At 72.7% G+C, this 19,915-nt stretch carries 15 protein-coding genes, 1 pseudogene and 1 riboswitch; of the genes and pseudogenes, 14 read left to right on the forward strand and 2 right to left on the reverse strand.

The features are described 5' to 3' along the window. Positions 1–120: 120 nt before the first annotated feature. On the forward strand, positions 121–1,254 hold the full coding sequence (locus ABZ805_RS17115; protein ID WP_358440772.1) for a helix-turn-helix domain-containing protein: 1,134 nt from the start codon (positions 121–123) through the stop codon (positions 1,252–1,254). On the opposite strand, the gene ABZ805_RS17120 is transcribed toward ABZ805_RS17115, so the two are convergent. Continuing rightward, the gene (locus tag ABZ805_RS17120; RefSeq protein ID WP_358440775.1) at positions 1,255–2,886 is read right to left on the reverse strand and encodes an FUSC family protein; all 1,632 of its coding nucleotides are present in this window, start codon (positions 2,884–2,886) and stop codon (positions 1,255–1,257) included. It abuts the gene before it with no gap. A 45-nt stretch (positions 2,887–2,931) separates the two neighbouring features. Between ABZ805_RS17120 and ABZ805_RS17125 the strand changes: the two genes are divergently transcribed. Then, positions 2,932–3,423, forward strand: coding sequence for a MarR family transcriptional regulator (locus ABZ805_RS17125; protein ID WP_358440778.1), 492 nt, complete (start codon positions 2,932–2,934; stop codon positions 3,421–3,423). A gap of 162 nt (positions 3,424–3,585) precedes the next feature. Beyond that, on the forward strand, positions 3,586–4,938 hold the full coding sequence (gene lat, locus ABZ805_RS17130) for an L-lysine 6-transaminase (RefSeq protein ID WP_358440781.1): 1,353 nt from the start codon (positions 3,586–3,588) through the stop codon (positions 4,936–4,938). A gap of 48 nt (positions 4,939–4,986) precedes the next feature. On the opposite strand, the gene ABZ805_RS17135 is transcribed toward lat, so the two are convergent. After that, entirely contained in the window at positions 4,987–6,441 is a 1,455-nt protein-coding gene (locus tag ABZ805_RS17135; protein WP_358440840.1) for a phospholipid carrier-dependent glycosyltransferase, read from the reverse strand. A 143-nt stretch (positions 6,442–6,584) separates the two neighbouring features. Here ABZ805_RS17135 and rsmI point away from each other — a divergent pair, with 143 nt between their 5' ends. The 11 genes and pseudogenes from rsmI to ABZ805_RS17190 all read left to right on the forward strand — a co-directional run bounded on the left by rsmI (position 6,585) and on the right by ABZ805_RS17190 (position 19,804). Further along, positions 6,585–7,430, forward strand: a complete 846-nt coding sequence (rsmI, locus tag ABZ805_RS17140) for a 16S rRNA (cytidine(1402)-2'-O)-methyltransferase (protein ID WP_358440784.1) — start codon at positions 6,585–6,587, stop codon at positions 7,428–7,430. Between the two features lie 228 nt (positions 7,431–7,658). After that, positions 7,659–8,675: a DUF4185 domain-containing protein gene (locus ABZ805_RS17145; RefSeq protein WP_358440786.1), complete on the forward strand. Its 1,017-nt coding sequence runs from the start codon at positions 7,659–7,661 to the stop codon at positions 8,673–8,675. Positions 8,676–8,775: 100 nt separating this feature from the next. Then, positions 8,776–9,588 (forward strand): TatD family hydrolase, encoded by an 813-nt coding sequence (locus tag ABZ805_RS17150; protein WP_358440842.1) that lies wholly within the window; start codon positions 8,776–8,778, stop codon positions 9,586–9,588. Between the two features lie 314 nt (positions 9,589–9,902). Continuing rightward, a pseudogene (locus ABZ805_RS17155) lies at positions 9,903–10,148 on the forward strand (transglycosylase family protein); the annotation flags it as partial. A gap of 1,045 nt (positions 10,149–11,193) precedes the next feature. Next, the gene (locus tag ABZ805_RS17160; protein WP_358440789.1) at positions 11,194–12,621 is read left to right on the forward strand and encodes a transglycosylase family protein; all 1,428 of its coding nucleotides are present in this window, start codon (positions 11,194–11,196) and stop codon (positions 12,619–12,621) included. 146 nt (positions 12,622–12,767) lie between these two features. Continuing rightward, entirely contained in the window at positions 12,768–13,643 is an 876-nt protein-coding gene (rsmA, locus tag ABZ805_RS17165) for a 16S rRNA (adenine(1518)-N(6)/adenine(1519)-N(6))-dimethyltransferase RsmA (protein WP_358440791.1), read from the forward strand. Between the two features lie 201 nt (positions 13,644–13,844). Further along, positions 13,845–13,934, forward strand: a riboswitch (SAM riboswitch). Between the two features lie 269 nt (positions 13,935–14,203). Then, positions 14,204–15,226, forward strand: coding sequence for a methionine ABC transporter ATP-binding protein (locus ABZ805_RS17170; RefSeq protein ID WP_358440794.1), 1,023 nt, complete (start codon positions 14,204–14,206; stop codon positions 15,224–15,226). Continuing rightward, positions 15,223–15,906, forward strand: coding sequence for an ABC transporter permease subunit (locus ABZ805_RS17175; protein ID WP_358440796.1), 684 nt, complete (start codon positions 15,223–15,225; stop codon positions 15,904–15,906). Before ABZ805_RS17170 ends, ABZ805_RS17175 begins: the two co-directional genes overlap by 4 nt. Positions 15,907–16,005: 99 nt before the next feature. After that, on the forward strand, positions 16,006–16,818 hold the full coding sequence (locus ABZ805_RS17180; protein WP_358440799.1) for a MetQ/NlpA family ABC transporter substrate-binding protein: 813 nt from the start codon (positions 16,006–16,008) through the stop codon (positions 16,816–16,818). 199 nt (positions 16,819–17,017) lie between these two features. Then, positions 17,018–17,974, forward strand: coding sequence for a 4-(cytidine 5'-diphospho)-2-C-methyl-D-erythritol kinase (locus ABZ805_RS17185; RefSeq protein ID WP_358440845.1), 957 nt, complete (start codon positions 17,018–17,020; stop codon positions 17,972–17,974). Positions 17,975–18,019: 45 nt separating this feature from the next. Further along, the gene (locus ABZ805_RS17190; RefSeq protein ID WP_358440802.1) at positions 18,020–19,804 is read left to right on the forward strand and encodes an ABC-F family ATP-binding cassette domain-containing protein; all 1,785 of its coding nucleotides are present in this window, start codon (positions 18,020–18,022) and stop codon (positions 19,802–19,804) included. Positions 19,805–19,915 lie beyond the last annotated feature (111 nt).

Here is a 19,915-nt window from a genome sequence, read left to right on the forward strand (position 1 = left end):
CTTTCCAGTAGTCGAGAGCGAACCAGAAGCCCGCCCGGCGCCGGTAGAGGTGGCCGTCCAACCCCGGACGACCGCGTTGTGCCCCCGGCACAACGGGCACCACGACGTCTCGAAGGACTCATGGACGAGCGGATGACCGCGATCGCGCTGCGGGTGATGACCGCGCTGGCCGCCGACGAGGAGGTCGTGGCGCGGGTCGCCGCGGCCGCCCGGCTCGGCTCGCCGGACGTCGCGCGGCTGCCGGAGGAGGAGAACCGCAGGCACGTGGCGACCCTGCTCGCCGACGGCACCGCCCACCTGGAGCGGGGCGGGGAGCCGGACGGCGAGGTGTCGGTGGCCCGCGCGCTGGGCGCCGACCGGGCGCTGCAGGGGGTGCCGATCTCCTCGCTGCTGCGCGGGGTGCACGCCGGTCGCACCGAGCTGGTCCGCGCCGGGGTGGAGCTGGCGCGCGGGATGGGCGTGGCGGACGCGGTGATCCTGGAACTGGTGGTCGTCGTCGACCACTACGTCGCCACCGCCGAGCGGGACATCGTCGGTGGCTACCGAGCCGCCGAGCTGGACCTGTCCCGCACGGTCTGGGACCTGCACGCGCGGGTGCTGGGCGGGTTGTTCGGCGCCGGTGATCCGCCGGACCGGGCCGAGCTGGAGCGCGCCGGGTTGAGCCGCGCGGAGCGCTACCACTGCGTGGTCACCGAGATCACCGACCCGGTGCTGGCCAAGGGCGTGGAGCGCAGCCTCGACGGGGTGTTCGGCCTGGTGGAGGGCCGGTTGGCCGGGTTGGCGCGCCGGTTGTCCCCGCTGCCGGGGGAGGAGGCGCTGTTCGTGTGCTCCCCGGCGGTGCCGCTCGAAGCGGCGGTCCGGGCGTATCCGCTGTGCGTGCGGGCGCTGGGCGTGGCCACCGCCTCCGGCGACCGGGGCGTGCGGATGGTGGCGGACTTGGCGGTGGAGGCGGCGCTGGCCGCGCAGCCGGAGCTGGCGGGCACCGTGGCCGAGGACGTGCTGGGTGCGCTCGACCCGGGCAACGCGTTCCACCGGGAGCTGGCGGCGACGGCGCTGTGCTACCTGGACCGGGGCAGGCGGGTGCGGGCGGCGGCGGACGCCCTGCACGTGCACGTCAACACGGTGCGCTATCGGCTGGAACGGCTGGCGGAGCTCACCGGGATCGGGGTGAACGACGCGCCGGGGGCGGCGCGTTCGCACGTCGTGGACACCACCCGCACCTGGTGGGCGTTGCGCACCTGGCTCGGGCGGTGATCAGGCGCGGCGGGCGTCCAGCCGCGCGTAGGCCGCGTGCGCGGCGGTGAGCAGCGATTCGGTGGGCAGCAGCGCGGGCCGGATCTCCCCGGCGGCCTGCTCGTAGGCCTCGTGCAGTTCGACGAGGGCGCCGCGCAGCGCGGGTGGGTGGACGGGCTCGGCGGTGCTCAGCGCCCGCACCCGGGCCAGCGCGGTGTGCACCCGGGACAGCCAGGCGCGGTGCGGCAGCAGCCAGGCCGCGGCGACGGCGACCGCGGCGCCCAGCAGCGTCGTCCAGAACCGGTTCGCGGCGAGCGCGGCCGGATCGGCGGGAGTGCCGAGCGCGCTGACCAGCAGCGCCACCGGCGTCGCGAACAGCAGCCCGAGCCCGTAGTTGATCGTCACCGTCATCTCGGCGCCCCACTGCAGCAGCACCAGCACGACCAGCAGCACCCACACCGCGGGTTGTGCGCTGAGCACGGCGGCGCCGACGAGCACGCCGAAGACGGTGCCGGTGACGCGCTGCAGCATCCGCGGGACGGAGGTGGCGGTGCTGGTGGCCTGCAGCACCGACACCGCGGACACGGCAGCCCAGTAGGCGTGGCCGAAGCCGAGCAGGTCGGCTATCAGCCCGGCGACCAGCGCGGCGGTGAACACGCGGAGGCCGTACGAGAGCAGCCACGACCCGCCGAGGCGCGGCCGGAGGGCGGCGCGCAGCACGTCGCGGATGATCGGCCAGCGGGAGGCGGGCAGCGGGGCGAGGGCGCGCCCGCCCGCCGGGTGCAGTTCGGGCAGCGGTTCGCCCGCCCGGGCGGCCTCGGCGGCGGCCCGCAGCTCGGCGGGGGTGACCTCGGGTGCGCCGGGAGCGAGCAGCAGTTCGCAGGCGTGCACCGCGCGCACCAGGTCCCGGTGTTCGCCGGTGCCCCGGTGCCGTTCGCCGACGAGCGCGAGGCCGTGCCACGCCGCTTCGACTGCGACCGCGGCGCTGTGTCTAGCGGCGAGGTCGGGCCTAGCGGCGAGGTCGGGCGCGGTGAGGTCGGCCCGGGCGGCGAGGTCGGTGCGCGCCGCGAGCGCGTCGGCGGTGGCGTCCAGCGCGGCGGCCGCGGCCCTGCGCTGCGGGGTCAGCCCGATGGCGGCGGCTCCGGCGACGTTGACGGTCCAGGCGAACGCGGCGCACAGCACGGCCGCGGCGAGGTGCGGTCCGAGGTCGGCGGCGGTCAGCGGCAGGTGCGCGCAGGCGCCGGTGGCGAATGCGAAGATCAACCCGCCGGGCGGCCCGACCTTGACGGCCGCGCAGATCACGGTGGCCGCGGCTCCGACGAACGCGGTGGCCGCCAGCGCCACCACCTCGTGCGCCGGGGTGCCACCCGCGAACACCGCGATCAGCTCGCCCGCGGCGACGGCGAGCACCAGGCCCGCCGCCACCGCGCCGAGCGTCCTGGCGTGCCGGTAGTACGGCTCGGTGCGCCCGTAGACGCTGCTCAGCGCCCCGAACACGGCGGCGGGCAGCAGGTCGAGGCGGCCGGTGAGCAGCAGCAGGCCCAGCGGGACGGCCATCGCCAGCAGCGTGCGGGCGGCGGGCCAGTAGAACGGACCGTGCAACCGGAACCGGTACGCGTCGGGCAGGTTGCGGGTGAGCACGGTTCCGGCCATGCCACGAGTGTAGGAAAAGTAGTTTACTAGTGAAACGATGGGGAGATGAAGCGAACACCGGATCTCATCGACGCGGCCCGGTCGCAGTGGGCCGACCTGACCCCGGACGTCGACACCACCAGCATGGACGTGATCGGCCGGGTGCTGCGGGCGGCCGCGGTGCTGCGGCGCCGGTTGGACGTGACGATCGCCGAGGCGGGGCTCAACCGCGCCGAGTTCGACCTGCTGTGCGCGCTGCGCCGCGGCGGCGTGGCGGTGACGCCGGGACGGCTCAACGAGATCACCGTGTCCTCCGGGGCGGCGACCACCAAGCGGCTCCGCGAGCTCACCGACCGCGGCCTGCTGGAGCGCACCGCCGACCAGCGGGACCGGCGCAGCGCGCGGGTGCGCCTCACCGCCGCGGGCGAAGCCCTCGTCGACGAGGTGTTCCCGCAGGTCATGGCCGCGGAGCAGGCGCTGCTGTCCGGGCTGACCGCGCGGCAGCGGGAGTCGCTGGCCGGTGGGCTCGCGGACCTGCTGCGCACCGTGGAGGGCTGACCGCCGCGGGCCGGGACGGGAGCCCCGCTGCGAGCGAAAGAAAATCTTTCGTTAAGGGGTCGGATATCAAAATATTATTGTGATCTCGTCAGGATGCTGGTCATAATTTTCGTGATGAGTGACGGGCGCTACCGCGACCGCACGACGCACGAGGAGGCTGACATGACCGCACAGCAGGAAGCCGTTCTCGACCAGCCCACCACGACGATCGACGCTCGACAGGCGGTTCCGGCGCTGCGCGCGCAGGTCACCGGCGATCTGCTCGACATCGTCGTCGACCTCGACTCCGGGCACGGCTGCCGCCTGCGCGACCTGCGCGACGGCACCGAATACCTCGACATGACCATGTTCTTCAGCTCCGCCCCGCTCGGCCACGGCCACCCCGACCTGCGGGACCCCGAGTTCGAGGCGGCGCTGCTGCGGACCGCGCGGGTCAAGCCGGCCAACCCCGACTTCGCCACCGTCGAGCAGGCCCGCTTCGCCGAGACGTTCCGCCGCGTCGCGGGCGTGCCGGAGCTGCCGCTGCTGTTCCTCATCGAGGGCGGCACGCTCGCCGTGGAGAACGCGCTCAAGGTCGCCTTCGACTGGAAGACCAAGCACAACGCGAGCCGCGGCGTCGCCGTCCGCGGCAGCCGGGTGCTGCACCTGGAACGGGCGTTCCACGGCCGCAGCGGGTACACCCTGTCGCTCACCAACACCGACCCGGTCAAGATCCGCGACTACCCGATGTTCGACTGGCCGCGCATCCCCAGCCCCGCCATCGAGCCCGGGCCGCGCTGGGACGAGCCGGAACTGCTGCCGGAGGAGCGGACCGCGCTGGACGCCGCCGAGGCCGCGCTGCGCCGCTACGGCCACGAGATCGCCTGCTTCGTCTACGAACCCATCCAGGGCGAGGGCGGCGACCGGCACCTGCGGCCCCACTTCCTCACCGCGGTGCAGGAGCTGTGCGGCGAGCACGACGTGCTCACCGTCGCCGACGAAGTGCAGTGCGGCGGGCTGACCGGCTCGATCTGGGCGCACCAGGAACTCGGCCTGGCCCCGGACCTGGTGGCGTTCGGCAAGCGCATGCAGGTGTGCGGCGTGCTCGGCGGGCGCCGGGTGCTCGACGTCGCCGACAACGCCTTCCGCGAACCCAGCCGGATCAGCTCCACCTGGGGCGGATCGCTGGTCGACATGGTCCGGGCCACCAAGATCCTGGAGGTCGCCGAGCGGGACGGGCTGTTCGACCACGCCCGCCGGATGGGCGAGCTGCTGCTCGGCGAGCTGGGCGCGCTCGCCGCCGAGTTCCCGCAGCTGATCGGCTCCGCGCGCGGGCGCGGGCTGATGTGCGCGGTGAGCTTCCGCGACCCGGCGCTGCGCGACGCGGCGATCGCGACCGCCCGGGACCGGCACCGCACGCTGTTCCTGCCCTCCGGCCCGGACTCGCTGCGGTTCCGCCCGGCGCTGTCGGTGACCGCGGAGGAGATCAGCGAAGCGGTCGGCGCCCTGCGCAGCACCCTCGCCGAACTGGCCTGACCGGCTGGACGTCCCGCTCGACCGGGCGGGACGTCCACCGCGGCGCGGTCACCGCCAGGACGGCAGCCACAACTCGGCCTGCCAGTGCTCCTGCGTGATCGGCTCCCCGTTCAAGATCGGCCACAGCCACGCGAAGTTCGCGACCACCAGTCCCACGTACAGCGCCACCAGCAGCAGCCCCGTCTTGCGCCGCTCGGTGTGCTCCCGCGCCGAGCCGAGCACCTCGCCCAGCACCAGCACGATCCCCAGCACCAGGAACGGCGCCATCGGTGTGGCGTAGAAGTAGTACATCTGCCGGTCCAGGTTCACGAACCACGGCAGGTACCCGGCGGCGTAGCCCACCAGCACCGCGGTGTAGCGCCAGTCCAGCCGGCTCGCCGCCCGCCACACCGACCAGGCCGCCACCGGCAGCGCGAGCCACCACATCGCGGGCGTGCCCAGCAGCATCGTCGCCTGCACGCAGTTCGACCCGCCGCAGCCGGGCAGCCCGGACTCGTAGTAGTAGAGCATCGGCCGCATGCCCATCGGCCACGCCCACGGCTTCGACTCCCACGGGTGCGGGTGGTTCCCGGTGGTCAAGTGCGTGTGGAAGTCCAGCACGTTCAGCTGGTAGTACAGCAGCGACCGCAGCGGATCCGGCAGGAACCCCATCCCCACGTCCGAGGAGATGATCGCCGCGTTCCGGTCGGTCGCGGTCTCGCTCGCGAACCAGTTCGCCCAGGTCGCGAAGTACACCGCCAGCGGCAGCACCAGCAGCGAACCCAGCGCGGGCACCGTGTCCCGCACCAGCGCGCCCACCCACGGCCGCCGCACCCCCGCGGTCCGCCGCGCCAACGCGTCCCACAGCACGCTGAGCAGGCCGAACGCCATGATGTAGTAGATGCCGTTCCACTTCACCCCGCAGGTCAGCCCCAGCGAGACGCCCGCCGCGAACCGCCACCAGCGGAAGCCCATCCGCGGTCCCCACCGGCTGGCCCCGATGCGGCCTTCGGCGACGACCACCGCCAGCCGCTCCCGCATCTGATCGCGGTCCACCAGCAGCAGCGCGAACGCGGCCAGCACGAACAGCGCCTGGAAGATGTCCAGCATCCCGACCCGCGACTGCACGTGGCTGAGCCCGTCGCAGATCAGCAGGATCCCGGCGAGCGCACCGAGCAGCGTGGAACGGGTGAGCCTGCGGGCGATGCGCACCAGCAGCACCACCATGATCGTGCCTGCCACCGCCGCCGAGATCCGCCAGCTCCACGGGCTGTACCCGAACAGCCACTCGCCGATCGCGATCAGCTGCTTGCCGACCGGCGGGTGCGCCACGACCTCGTAGCCGGGGTTGTCCTCGTAGCCGCCGTTGCGCAGCATCTGCCACGCCTGGATCGCGTAGTACTTCTCGTCGAAGACCGGCGTCCCCTTGTCGGTGGCCCGGCCCAGGTCCCAGACCCGCACCACCCCGGCGATCAGCCCGATCACCAGCGTCACGATCCAGCCGCGCAGCCGGTCGGACGGCATCTTCGGTGCGAGCAGCGCCGCGGCGTCCCAGGAACCGGGTTCGGCGGCGGGCGGAGTCTGACCGGGTTCGACCATGTTCTCGGCCTGGCCGCCGGTGGAGTTCGGCACGAGCACGCTCACACCTGAATCGTAGGGTTGGGCTCATGGACCTCGAATCCGGATCGGGCACGTTGGTGCTCGCCGCGACCCCGCTCGGTGATGCCCGCGACGCGTCCGCCCGGTTGGTCGACGCGCTCGGCTCGGCCGCGATCATCGCCGCGGAGGACACCCGCCGGGTGCGTGCGCTGGCGACTTCGCTCGGCGTCGCCCCGGCCGGGAAGATCGTCAGCTACTACGAGGACGTGGAGGCGGCACGCACCCCGCGGCTGCTGGAATCGCTGCGGGACGGCCAGGACGTGCTGCTGGTGACCGACGCCGGGATGCCGAGCGTGTCCGACCCCGGCTACCGGCTGGTGTCGGCGTGCGCGGCCGAAGGGCTGCCGGTGACCTGCCTGCCGGGTCCGTCCGCGGTGACGACGGCGCTCGCCGTGTCCGGGCTGCCGTCGGACCGGTTCTGCTTCGAGGGGTTCCCGCCGCGCAAATCGGGGGAGCGGCGCCGCTGGTTCGGGCGGCTGTTCGCCGAACAGCGGACCTGCGTGTTCTTCGAATCGCCGCGGCGGCTCGCGGACACCCTCGCGGACGCCGTCGCGGTGCTCGGCCCCGACCGGGCGGCGGTGGTGTGCCGCGAGCTGACCAAGACCTACGAGGAGGTGCGCCGCGGCGACCTGGGCTCGCTCGCCGCGTGGGCGGGCGGCGAGGTGCGCGGCGAGATCACCGTGGTGATCGGGGGAGCGGCCCCGGTGTCCCAGGACCCGGCCGACCTCGTCCCGCAGGTCGAGGAGCGCGCCGCCGACGGCATGCGGCTCAAGGACGCCGTCGCCGAGGTCGCGGAGCTCAACGGGGCTCGCAAGAACGAGCTCTACACCGCGGTCCTCGCCGCCCGGCAGTGAGCCGGCGGCGCTCGGTGTCCTGATGCGAGGGGGACGGGCTGCGGAAACCGCAGCGCCCTCCTCGCCGCGGCGGCTCCGCCACCGGGGACGTCGCCGCCCTCGTGACGCGGACGGGTGGTCCGGTGGAGCAGGTGGTCGGCGGCTGAGCGGCTTCACCACCGGTGGAGAGGACGTGCCGGGGGCGTTCGGAGCGGGCGGCGGGACCGGGAGCGGCGCTACCGTGCGCCCATGGTGCGGGTGACCAGGACGACCAGGCTGGCGGCGATCACCGGCGCGGAGTCGGGGAACGCGGGTGCGGGCGTGCTGGCGACCGATCTCGGCGTGCTGTGGGACGACGGGCGCGGCGGGGTGCTGGCCGCGTTCGGCGACACCTACGGCGAGCGCTGGGGCGGCAACGGCGCCGGGCCGAAGCACGCGGACTGGCGGTGCAACGTGCTCGCCCGCAGCACCGGCACCGACCTCGACGCGGGCCTCGACCTGGACTGGGTGGTGCGCCGGGACGACGGGTGCGCGGCCCAGTTCCTGCCCGGCGACCGCACCGGCGTCCGCGAGCACACCGTGATCCCGACCGCGGGCATCGCCGTCGGCGGGCGGAACCACCTGCACTACATGTCGGTGCGACGCTGGGGAGTCCCCGGTTCGTGGCACACGAACTACGGGGCGCTGGCCTACTCCGACGACGGCGGCCGCACGTGGACGAAGTCGGAGACGGCGGTGTGGCGCAACGACCGGCAGCCGTTCCTGCGCCGGTTCCGCCGCCGCGACCAGGGCGGGCATCCGTTCCAGCAGCTCGCGTTCGCGGGCGTCGTCGACGGCCGGGTGCACCTGCTCGGCACGCCGAGCGGGCGGTTCGGCGCCGGGCACCTCGCGCGGGTCGGCCCGGACGACCTGCTCGACCCGGCCGCTTACCGGTACTGGACCGCGCGCGGCTGGGCCGCGGACCCGCGGGAGGCGCTGCCGGTGCTCGCCGCCCCCGTCGCCGAGCTGTCCGTGCAGTTCAACACGCACTTCGGCCAGTGGTTCGCGGTGCACCTCGACGAGCGGCGGGCCGCGATCGTGCTGCGCACCGCCGACCGGCTCACCGGACCGTGGTCGCCGGGACGGGTGCTGGCCGCGGGCTCCCGGTTCCCGGCGCTCTACGGCGGGTTCCAGCACCCGTGGGCCGCGGACCGGCCCGCGGTGTACTTCACGATGACGCAGTGGCGGCCGTACAACGTGTCCTTCCTGCGCGCCGACCTGGAATGACCCCGTCCGGTCGGGCCCCGCGCGAACCGTAGGCTCGCCGTGGCACGACCGACCGAGGGGTATGACGGTGAGCAAGAAGGACAAGAAGGAACGGCCGCCGATGCCGGAGGCGCTGCCCGCGCCCGCGGTGGACGCGCACACCCACCTCGACGCGTGCGGCGCGAAGACCGCCGAGGACGTGCGCGTCCTGGTCGACCGCGCCGAAGCCGCCGGGATCACCCGGGTGATCACCGTCGCCGACGACATCGAGGCCGCGCGCTGGGCCGCCGAGGCCGCGACCTGGGACGAGCGGGTGTTCGCCGCGGTCGCGCTGCACCCCACGCGGGCCAAGGACCTCACCGACGACGCCAGGGACGTGCTGGCGGAACTGGCGGAACGGCCGCGGGTCGTGGCGATCGGCGAGACCGGGCTCGACTACTACTGGGACTTCTCCCCGCCGGAAGCGCAGCACGAGGCGTTCCGCTGGCACATCGACCTGGCCAAGCGCACCGGCAAGCCGCTGATGATCCACGACCGGGACGCGCACGAGGACATCCTGCGCATCCTGACCGAGGAGGGCTCGCCGGAGGCGGTGGTCTTCCACTGCTTCTCCGGGGACGCCGAATTCGCCCGCGCCTGCGTGGACCGCGGCTACGTGCTCTCGTTCGCGGGCACCGCGACCTTCCGGAACGCCAACGCCGCCGGTCTGCGCGAAGCGGCCCGGCTGGTGCCGGTGGAGCAGATGCTGGTGGAGACGGACGCGCCGTTCCTCACCCCGCACCCGTTCCGCGGGCGGCCGAACGAGTCCTACTGCGCCAATTACACCCTTCGGGAGCTCGCCGAGCTGCGCGGAGCCGATCTGGCGGAACTCGCAGTGGCGACGACCGCCACTGCCGAGCGGATCTTCCGCCTCGATCAGGTTGAACGCGGCTGACCTGCGCTGACTGAGCGTGTCCCGCCGCCGAGCGGGGCGCCCGCACGGAGTTGCGACCGCGATCCGGCGACCTAGCGTCCACTGCGGAAGCCGGGGGCGGCCCCGCTCGGCGATCGGCCACAGTGGACTCGACAGGTCTGCGGCCTGCGCCGGGGCCGCTGCCCGGAGGTACGGCAGTCAGGACCTGTATGCGCATCCGTGGCATCACCAGGATCGGAATCGCCGCCGCGATCACGCTGTGCGGCGCGCCGCTCGCGACCGCGGCTCCCGCCCCCGAGCGGAGCGACGACGCCGGAGAAGCCCGCACCGGGCCGGTGTGGGACCGGCTGGCGCAGTGCGAATCCGGTGGCAACTGGGCCACCAACAGCGGGAACGGCTACTACGGCGGGCTCCAGTTCGACCGCAGCACCTGGGCGGCCTACGGCGGCGGCGACTACGCCCGCTACCCGCACCGCGCCTCGCGCGAGCAGCAGATCGCGGTGGCGAGCGCGCTGCGCGACGACCGGGGTGGATACGGAGCCTGGCCCTCCTGCGCCGGCAAGCTCGGCCTGCCGCGTTGACGTCTCGGCTCGTCGGCGAGGGGGAACCTCGGTGAACCCCTCGCCGCGGGGTCGCTGTCGCAGGCTGCCGCCGCCGTCCTCGCGGGGGAACCGCTGAGACCCCGCGGCGGTGCCGGTGGCTCGGGCGGTTCTCAGTTCATCGGCACCGCCGACCGCGGGAGGACGGACGAGATCCGCCGTGCGACTCCGGCGACCGGCGGTGCGTGGTACTGCTCTGAACGGTGCTGGGAACTGCGGCTGAACGGGGAGGTCCGCGGAGATCGCCCGAGAGTGTGAGGAAGTGGGGTTCCTCATCACCCAGCGCGTCCGACGGTCCGCCGTCGGCCTCGGCGCGGGCGGCGGGAGATGATCGCGCTCTCCCGTCGCCCGACCCCCACCCGCCGGTGCGGCGGGTGAACCGGAACCGCTGCTCCGCGGTTCGGTGATCCGCTCACCAGCGGCGATCACACCGTCCACAAGGGACATCCTGATCGATTTCGTCGAACGCCGGAGAAACCGCGGCGCGGCTGGAAAAATGAGGACCGGATCGCAGTGGATCGCCCGATCCGATCACGGACGGTGCGCGGTTGCGCGGCAAACCGGCGTAACCCAGCTCACACCGCCGGGTGGCCCCTTGGCGCGCCCGCTGGATCACGCTAGAGTCTCGGCCTCGTAACCGATGACAACGAAGTCACGGAAACGCCCGCTAGTCGCCGCCGGGTACGTCGGGGAAGTCGGTGCCACCGATCGAGCTGGGAACGAGACCGGTTCGCATCAGGTATCGGCTGAATGGCGCTTGGCTACGGGAGTCGGATACGGAAACGAAGCACGAAGTCGCGCAGCGGCAGGTGAAGGAGTTCGAACCGGACATGCTCGGCGAACTCCCCATGGTCACCGGCGCGCGGACGGCTTCTCGCTTTCGAGAGGTAGCGACCCTGTGAACGGACGCGGCATCCCCGGTGCCCACGCCAGCTCCACCCGCAGCGATGAGCAGCTGGGTGGCGCAGGCCGAGACCACGGCTATTGGGCCGATTCCTTCGAGCCCTCCACGGACTGGTTCAGCCCCGTGAGCCCGCAGCAGCAGACCGCGGTCGGTCTGCTCGATCGCGAGAGCGACGCGGAGATCACGGCGGAGCAGTCCTTCGCCCCCATCAGCGGCCGGTACCCGGCCCAGGACCACCCGAGCTTCCCGCCCGGCGCGTTGGAGATCACGCCGGACGACGTGCTCGAGGCGCTCGGCCCGCAGGCCGACGAGATGCTCGCGACGGCCGACATCGACGTCGACGAGCTCATCCGCCTCATCAACGCAGAGACCGTGGTCATGCCGCCGCTGGTCCTGCCCGAGGAGCTCGGCGAACCGCAGGCGCAGCCCTCCGCGGAGGTCGTCGAGGCGATCACCTCGTGGAAGCAGCGCTTCCTCAAGGGCGCGGTCGCCGCGGTCATCCTCACCCTGACCGGCACCGGCGGCGCCGCCGCCGCGATGGACAAGTCCGTCACCGTCGAGATCGACGGCAAGGAACGCCAGGTCAACACCTACGAGTCGACCGTCGGCGAGGTCCTCGAGGACGAGGGCATCAACATCGGCGAGCACGACGCGCTGAGCCCCTCCCCGCAGTCCAAGGTCGGGCACAACGACACGATCACCCTCGACCGCGGCCGGCTGCTGAAGATGACGGTCGACGGCGAGCAGCGCGAGGAATGGGTCCGGTCGGTGACCGTCGGCCAGGCGCTGCGCCAGCTCGGCGTCGTCGACGACGGCGCCTGGGTCTCCAGCGCGCGCAGCATGGCGGTGCCCGAGCAGGGCATGGACCTGGTGGTCAAGACCGCCAAGGACATCACGATCACCGACGGCGCGGGCGAGCCCCGGCAGCTGACGACGACCGCGGTGACCGTCGACGAGCTGGTCAAGGAGCAGAACCTCCAGCTCGGGCCGGAAGACCACATCACCCCCGGCGGCGACCAGAAGATCACCAGCGGTGCCACGGTGCAGATCGATCGCACCGGCAGCACCGTGGTCAACGTGACCGTGCCGATCGAGCCGCCGGTCAAGGAGATCGAAGACGACTCCATGCTCAAGGGCGAGGAGAAGGTCGAGAACCCGGGCACGCCCGGCGAGAAGATCGTCTTCACCCGGGTGAGCACTCGCAACGGCGAGGAGACCGGTCGCGAAGCGGTCGGCGAGAAGATCACCAAGGAGCCGACCGAGAAGGTCGTCCGCGTCGGCACCAAGCAGCCGCCGAACAGCGCCGTCTGGGACAAGTTGGTGCAGTGCGAGGCCGGCGGCAACTGGTCGATCAACAGCGGCAACGGCTACTACGGCGGCCTCCAGTTCGACAAGAGCACCTGGGACGCCTACGGCGGCGACCAGTACGCGGCCTACCCGCACCAGGCGAGCCGGGAGCAGCAGATCTCGGTGGCCACCAAGGTGCGCGACGCCCGCGGCGGCAGCTACGGCGCCTGGCCGGGTTGCTCCTCGAAGCTCGGCCTCGGCTGAGCGGCGACCTCCGCGTTCCCCGACCGGTCATCGGCCTCGTGCCGGTGACCGGTCGTTCGCGTTCGCGGCCCTGATCGGCGCGGCCCTGATCAGCGCGGGGGAGGGCGGGCGCGGTGCGGGAAGCGGGCGCGGGTAGCTTTGACCTCGTGGAACAGCACGCGAACCAGGCGCGGTTGCTCGGGCCGGCCGATGTTCGCCGGCTGGCGGGGGAACTCGGGATCCGGCCGACGAAACGGCTCGGCCAGAACTTCGTGCACGACTCGAACACGGTGCGCCGCATCGTCGGGGCGGCCGGTCTCACCGCGGAGGACGTGGTGCTGGAGGTCGGTCCCGGGCTGGGCTCGCTGACCTTGGCGCTGCTGCCGGAGTCCGCCGGAGTGGTGGCGGTGGAGATCGACCCGGTGCTCGCCGAGCGGTTGCCGCGCACCGCCGCCGAATTCGCCCCCGAACTGCGGGACCGGTTGCGGGTGCTGCCCGCCGACGCGCTGCGGGTGCGGGCCGCCGACTTCGCCGAGCCGCAGCCGACCGCGCTGGTCGCGAACCTGCCGTACAACGTGGCGGTGCCGGTGGTGCTGCACCTGCTGGCGGAGCTGCCGTCGCTGCGCACCGGTCTGGTGATGGTGCAGTCCGAGGTCGCCGACCGGCTGGCCGCGAAGCCGGGCGGCCGCACCTACGGGGTGCCGAGCGTGAAGGCCGCGTGGTTCGCCGACGTCCGGCGCGCGGGTCCGGTGCCGCGCAACGTGTTCTGGCCGGTGCCGAACGTGGATTCCGGGCTGGTGTCCTTCTCCCGGGTGGACCCGCCGTCGGCGGCGCCCCGGGCGCAGGTGTTCGCGGCGGTGGACGCGGCGTTCGCGCAGCGGCGCAAGACCTTGCGGGCGGCGCTGTCCGGCTGGGCCGGTTCGGCGGCGCGCGCCGAGGAGGTGCTGCGGGCGGCCGGGGTGGACCCGTCGGCGCGCGGCGAGCAGCTCACGGTGGCCGATTTCGCCCGGGTGGCCGAGGCGGGCGCGGGATCGGCGCGCTGACGTTCCGCTGCGTCGCACCCTCGGGGGTCGCGTTGCTCCGTCCAGGCGGAAAACCGTAGCGCTGCTCACATAAGGTCACTGGAATATTCACGACCAGACATGTCTCCTGCTCAGTAGGGGGATGTGATTTGTCAAACGATTCCACATAGTGACGGCTTTTGGCTTGCGCCTCCCGACGCCGCTGCGTTCTACTATTCGGGAAATCCATCCCGAGCGGCTGAGAGACCTGGCTCCACGACGCCGCAGCAACCACTCCACCGGAGCAGGTGCTAACGCCAGGGTCGATGGAGTTGTGGTGTCTGAAACTCTGCTCGCAGGTGAACGTGCGCCCCGGTCCAGCCGCAGGCGGGCCCGCGGTGGTCGCGCTCGCGTCGGCTCCGGTCCGCACGGGCTCGCGTTGACCCAGCGCCGGGTTATCGATCACGGACGCCGCACCACGACGGCCTGTCGCCTCGCCGGCTGACGGCCCCAGTCGTCACCGCCCCACCAGGCCCTTCTGTTCCTCCCCGCCCGGCCGCGGCATGTCCGCAGGTCGGCGTGAGCTGATGCGGAGCGCGATCGTGATCACAGTCGAGAACCTCACCAAGTCCTTCCGGCCCGACCAGTCCGACCGGTCCGACGTCGTCGCCCTCGACGACGTGTCGCTGGAGGTCCCGGCGGGCGCCGTGCTCGGCGTCGTCGGACCCAGCGGCGCGGGCAAGTCCACCCTCGCCCGGTGCATCGCCCTGCTGGAGAAGCCGGACCGCGGCGCCATCCGCGTCGACGGCACCGACCTCGTCTCCCTCGAAGGCGCCGCGCTGCGCGCCGCCCGCCGCCACATCGGCGTCGTTCCCCAGGGCGACTCGCTGCTGCGGCAGCGCACCGCCGCGGGCAACGTGGCGCTCCCGCTGGAAGCCGCCGGGATGCCCGCGCCGCAGCGCCGCAGCCGCGTCGCCGAACTGCTCGACCTGGTGGGGCTCACCGAGAAGGCGCCGATCTACCCGGACCGGCTCTCCGGCGGGCAGCGGCAGCGCATCGCGGTCGCCCGCGCGCTGGCCGCCAAGCCCTCGGTGCTGCTGGCCGACGAGCCGACCTCGGCGCTGGACCCGGGCACCACCGACTCGGTGCTCACCGTGCTGGACCGGGCCCGCTCCGAACTGGGCGTCACCGTTCTGGTGGTCACCCACGACATGGGCGTGGTGCGGCGCATCGCCGACGACGTGGCGGTGCTCGAAGGCGGCAAGCTCGTCGAGCACGGCAAGGTGCTCGACCTCGTCGCCGAACCCGGCAGCCGGGTCAGCACCAGCCTGCTGCCCGAGACCGACCAGGCACCGGTCGTGCCCGGGGTGCGCCACGACGTGGTCGCCGAAGTGGTCCTCGTCGGCTTCGCCGCCGTCGGCGCGCTGCTGCCCGAGGCCGCGAGCCGGTTCGGGGTGGAGCTGTCCATCCTCGGCGGCGGGCTCACCCGGCTCGGCGACACCCCGGTGGCGAAGTTCCGCATCGGACTCGCCGGTGAGCGGTCCGAGTCGGCCCTGAAGTGGATGGTCGACCGGGACGCGCACGTGCGGCGCACCCCGGTCAGTGTTGATGGAGTCGCGGCGTGAGTGATCCGACCCCTTGGGCGGAAGTAGCGGAGCTGCTCGGCGGTGCCACCGCCGAAACGCTCTACATGGTGCTGGTCTCGACGCTGCTGGCGGTCCTCGGTGGACTGCCGCTGGGCGTGTTCCTGCACCTGAGTTCTCCGGTCGGGCTCAGCCCGCGTCCGACGCTGCACCGGATCCTCGGTGTGGTCGTCGACGTGGTGCGGTCCGTGCCGTTCGTGGTGCTGCTGGTGGTGCTGGCCTCCTTCACCAGGTTGTTGGTGGGCACGTCCATCGGCAGCACCGCGGTGATCGTCCCGCTGGTCGTCGGCGCCGTGCCGTTCTTCGCGCGGTTGACGCAGAACGCGTTGCGGGAAGTGAGCTTCACCGTCGTCGAAGCCGCGATCACCACCGGTTCGAGCCGGTGGCGGATCGTGTGGACCGTGCTGCTCGGCGAGGCCCGCGCCGCGCTGGTCGGGGCCGTCGGCGTCACCGCCGTCGCGCTCATCGGCTACGCGGCGATGGCCGGCGCCATCGGCGGTGGCGGGCTGGGGACCACCGCCATCCAGGACGGCTACCAGGCGTACGACGAGCGCGTGCTGTACGGCTCGGTGGTGGTGCTGGCCGTGCTGGCCTTCGCCATGCAGCTGCTCACCGACATCACCGCCAAAGCAGTGGACCGCCGCCGCAGCGCGACCGGCTAGGCCCGCAGCTCACCAGGAACACTCCGACGGCGGGGACGTGCGATCCCCGCCGGCCGCCGGTGCACGTCACCGGTCGGCCCTCCAGAAAGGACGCGATCGATGCGTTTTCGCTCCCTGGCCGTGGTGCTCACCGCTGCGACGCTGGCACTGGCCGGTTGCGGCGCCTCCGGCACGCCCGCCGCGCAGGACCCCGAGGCCCCGCTGACCATCGGCGTCAGCCCGCAGCCGCACGGCGAGATCCTCCAGTTCGTCAAGGACCACCTCGCCGAGCAGGCCGGCATCGAGATCGAGATCGAGAAGTTCGACGACTACAACCGGCCCAACGAGGCCGTCGCCAACGGCGAGCTGGACGCGAACTACTACCAGCACAAGCCGTACCTGGCGGAGTACCAGGCGCAGCGCGGCGGTGAGTTCGAATGGGTGCAGACGGTGCACCTCGAACCGCTGTCGGTCTACTCCAAGAAGGTGAAGTCCCTCCAGGAGCTGCCGAACGGGGCGCGGATCGCGCTGCCCAACGACCCGTCGAACCAGACCCGCAGCCTGGAACTGCTGCAGAACAACGGAGTCATCAAGCTGAAGCCGGGCGCAGAGCAGGGCGCCGGGGTGCGCGACGTGGCGGAGAACCCGAAGAACATCCGGTTCCAGGAGCTCTCCAGCGACCAGCTGCCCCGCTCGGTCGACGACGTCGACGCGGCGATCGTGAACGGCAACTATGCGCTCAAGGCCGGGCTGAAGGACCCGATCGCGGTGGAGAGCGCGGAGAACAACCCGTACGCCAACGGCCTCGTCGCCTCGCCCGCGATGGCGAAGGACCCGCGGGTGCAGAAGCTGGCGGAGCTGCTGCGCTCCCCGGAGGTCAAGGACTTCATCACCAAGACCTACGGCGGCATCTCGGTGATCCCCGCTTCCTGATCGATCCCGGATCGGCGGCCCCCGCGCGGACGTGCGGGGGCCGCGGTGCGTCCGGGCCGGGGCAGATGAAGATCCACCTGGTGGCGGGGGCGTCGCCCGGCCGGGAGTTCCGGCCGGGTGCGCGGAGGTTCCGCTGTGAAGTCGGGTGCTGGGGCGGCACCGGGCTCGCGCGGACACGTACGCTCTAGGGGTGCTCTCCGTGGTACCCACCCCCATCACCGTGCGTGTCCCGGCCAAGGTGAACCTGCACCTGTCGGTCGGCGATACCCGCCCGGACGGCTACCACGAGCTGGTCACCGTCTTCCAAGCGCTCTCGCTCACCGACGAGGTGACGGTCCGCACCGCCGACGAACCCGGCATCGAGGTGCACGGCGAAGGCGCCGACTCGGTCCCGACCGGGCCGAGCAACCTCGCGTGGCGGGCCGTGCAGCTCCTCGCCGAGCACTCCGGGCGCGACCCGGAGGAACCGGGCGTGCAGCTGACCATCCGCAAAGGCATCCCGGTCGCGGGCGGCATGGCGGGCGGCAGTGCCGACGCGGCCGCCGCGCTGCTGGCGCTGAACACGCTGTGGCGGCTGGAGATCGGCCGGGACGACCTCGCCGACATCGCCGCGAAGATCGGCAGCGACGTGCCGTTCTCGCTGCTGGGCGGGACCGCGCTCGGCACCGGTCGCGGGGAGCGGCTGGTCCCGGTGCTGGCCAGGCACACCTTCCACTGGGTGATCGCGCTGGACCGGCGCGGCCTGGAGACCCCCGGCGTGTACGCCGAGCTGGACCGGCTGCGCGGCGACACCGGCCCGCACCGCGTCGGCGAAGTCGAACCGCTGCTGGAGGCGCTGGCCTCCGGCGATCCGCGGCAGCTGGCGCTGCTGCTGGGCAACGACCTGCAGTCCGCGGCCGTGTCGCTGCGGCCGAACCTGCGCCGCACGCTGCGCGCCGGCGTGGAGGCGGGCGCGCTCGCCGGGATCGTGTCCGGTTCCGGGCCGACCTGCGCGTTCCTGTGCACCGACAACGACGCGGCGGTCCGGGTGGCCGCCGAGCTGTCCGGCGCGGGCGTGTGCCGCACCGTGCGGGTCGCGCAGGGCCCGGTGCCCGGCGCGCGGGTCGTCGGCGACGACCGCGCCGACCGGCCCACCCCGCCGCAGGTCCACGCCTGACCCACCCCTCACGTTCCTCTGTTCCTCTGGAGATCCACACCCCCGATGGCGAACCTGATCAACCTCGAATCGGTGAGCAAGAGCTACGGAGTGCGACCGCTGCTGGACGGCGTGTCCCTCGGTGTCGGCGAAGGCGAACGCATCGGGGTCGTCGGCCTCAACGGCGGCGGCAAGACGACGCTGCTGGAAGTGCTGTCCGGCACCGAAGAGCCCGACTCCGGCCGCGTCAGCCAGTCCCGCGACCTGCGGATGGCCGTCGTCACCCAGCGCACCGAACTCCCGCCCGGGTCGACCGTGCGCAACGCCGTGCTCGACCCGCACGGGTTCACCGCCGAGCACGAGTGGGCCGCCGACGCGCGGGTCCGCTCGGTGCTCACCGGGCTCGGCATGACCCGGCTCGGCCTCGACACGCCCGTCGCCGACTTCTCCGGCGGGGAACGCCGCCGGGTCGCGCTGGCCGCCGCGCTGGTGCGCGACCTCGACCTGCTGGTGCTGGACGAGCCGACGAACCACCTCGACGTGGAAGGGGTGCGCTGGCTCGCCGACCACCTGCTGGCCCGCCGCTGCGCGCTCGTCATCGTCACGCACGACCGCTGGTTCCTGGACACCGTCTGCAACCGAACCTGGGAGGTCACCCAGGGCAAGGTGGAGCAGTACGAAGGCGGCTACGCCGACTGGATCTACGCCCGCGCCGAGCGCGGCAGGCTCGCCCAGCAGGCCGAGGAGAAGCGGCAGAACCTCGCCCGCAAGGAACTCGCCTGGCTGCAGCGCGGCGCGAAGGCCCGCACCTCCAAGCCCCGCTACCGGGTGGAGGCCGCCGAAGCGCTGATCTCCGACGTCCCGCCACCGCGCGACACCGTCGAACTGGTCAGCTTCGCGAAGCGGCGGCTCGGCAAGACGGTCGTCGAGCTGGAGGACGTGGACCTGCGGATCGGCGACCGCACCCTGCTGCACGACGTGACCTGGCAGGTCGGGCCCGGCGACCGGATCGGCGTCGTCGGCGTCAACGGCTCCGGCAAGACCACGCTGTTGCGGCTGATCGCGGGCGAACGCGAACCGGACGCGGGCACCCGCAAGGTCGGCGCGACCGTGCGGCTCGCCCACCTCACGCAGGAACTGCACGACCTGCCCGGCGACTGGCGGGTGCTCGAAGCCATCGAGGACGTGGCCGAACGCGTGCAGCTCGGCAAGTACGAGCTCACCGCCTCCCAGCTGGGGGAGCGCTTCGGGTTCGGCAAGGGGCGGCAGTGGACGCCCGTCGGCGACCTCTCCGGCGGGGAACGGCGCAGGCTCCAGCTCGCCCGGCTGCTGATGGGCGAGCCGAACGTGCTGGTGCTCGACGAACCCACGAACGACCTGGACATCGACACCCTGCAGCAGCTCGAGGACCTCCTCGACGGCTGGCCCGGCACGCTCGTCGTCGTCTCGCACGACCGGTACCTGGTGGAGCGGGTGTGCGACCGGGTCGTCGCCCTGTTCGGCGACGGGAAGCTCAGCGACCTCGTCGGCGGCATCGAGGAGTACCTGCGGCGGCGCAGCTCGCTGCTCGAAGCGGAGGAATCCGTCGGCAAGCAGGCCGTCGACTCCGCCGCCGCCAAGGAGCACAAGCTCTCCGGGGCGCAGGAGCGGGCCGCGCGCAAGGACCTCGCCAAGCTGGAGCGCCAGCTCGACAAGCTCGGCAAGAAGGAGCAGGACCTGCACGTCAAGCTCGCCGAAGCCGCCACCGAGCCGGATCGGCTGCAGGGGCTCAACGCGGAGCTGCGGGCGTTGTCGCAGGAGAAGGACGACGTCGAAGCCCGTTGGCTGGAACTGGCCGATCAGCTGGACTGAAATCTGGCGGCTCTCCTGTTGCTTGTTGCTCGGGTGGCGGAACCTCAGCGGCTTCCTCGCTGCGGGATCGTTTTCGCAGGTGGCTCCGCCACATGCGAAAACGCTGTCCTC

This window comes from Saccharopolyspora sp. NPDC047091 (assembly GCF_040643635.1).
In the GTDB taxonomy this organism is placed as follows: domain Bacteria; phylum Actinomycetota; class Actinomycetes; order Mycobacteriales; family Pseudonocardiaceae; genus Saccharopolyspora_C.

Excerpts from the sequence above, each read along its gene's own strand:
- ABZ805_RS17120 (WP_358440775.1), bottom strand. The coding sequence starts at position 2,886 with ATGGCCGGAACCGTGCTCACCCGCAACCTGCCCGACGCGTACCGGTTC.
- ABZ805_RS17115 (WP_358440772.1), top strand. The coding sequence starts at position 121 with ATGGACGAGCGGATGACCGCGATCGCGCTGCGGGTGATGACCGCGCTG.
- rsmI (WP_358440784.1), top strand. The coding sequence starts at position 6,585 with ATGGACCTCGAATCCGGATCGGGCACGTTGGTGCTCGCCGCGACCCCG.
- ABZ805_RS17150 (WP_358440842.1), top strand. The coding sequence starts at position 8,776 with ATGCCGGAGGCGCTGCCCGCGCCCGCGGTGGACGCGCACACCCACCTC.
- lat (WP_358440781.1), top strand. The coding sequence starts at position 3,586 with ATGACCGCACAGCAGGAAGCCGTTCTCGACCAGCCCACCACGACGATC.
- ABZ805_RS17180 (WP_358440799.1), top strand. The coding sequence starts at position 16,006 with ATGCGTTTTCGCTCCCTGGCCGTGGTGCTCACCGCTGCGACGCTGGCA.
- ABZ805_RS17145 (WP_358440786.1), top strand. The coding sequence starts at position 7,659 with ATGGTGCGGGTGACCAGGACGACCAGGCTGGCGGCGATCACCGGCGCG.
- ABZ805_RS17125 (WP_358440778.1), top strand. The coding sequence starts at position 2,932 with ATGAAGCGAACACCGGATCTCATCGACGCGGCCCGGTCGCAGTGGGCC.
- ABZ805_RS17190 (WP_358440802.1), top strand. The coding sequence starts at position 18,020 with ATGGCGAACCTGATCAACCTCGAATCGGTGAGCAAGAGCTACGGAGTG.
- ABZ805_RS17135 (WP_358440840.1), bottom strand. The coding sequence starts at position 6,441 with ATGCCGTCCGACCGGCTGCGCGGCTGGATCGTGACGCTGGTGATCGGG.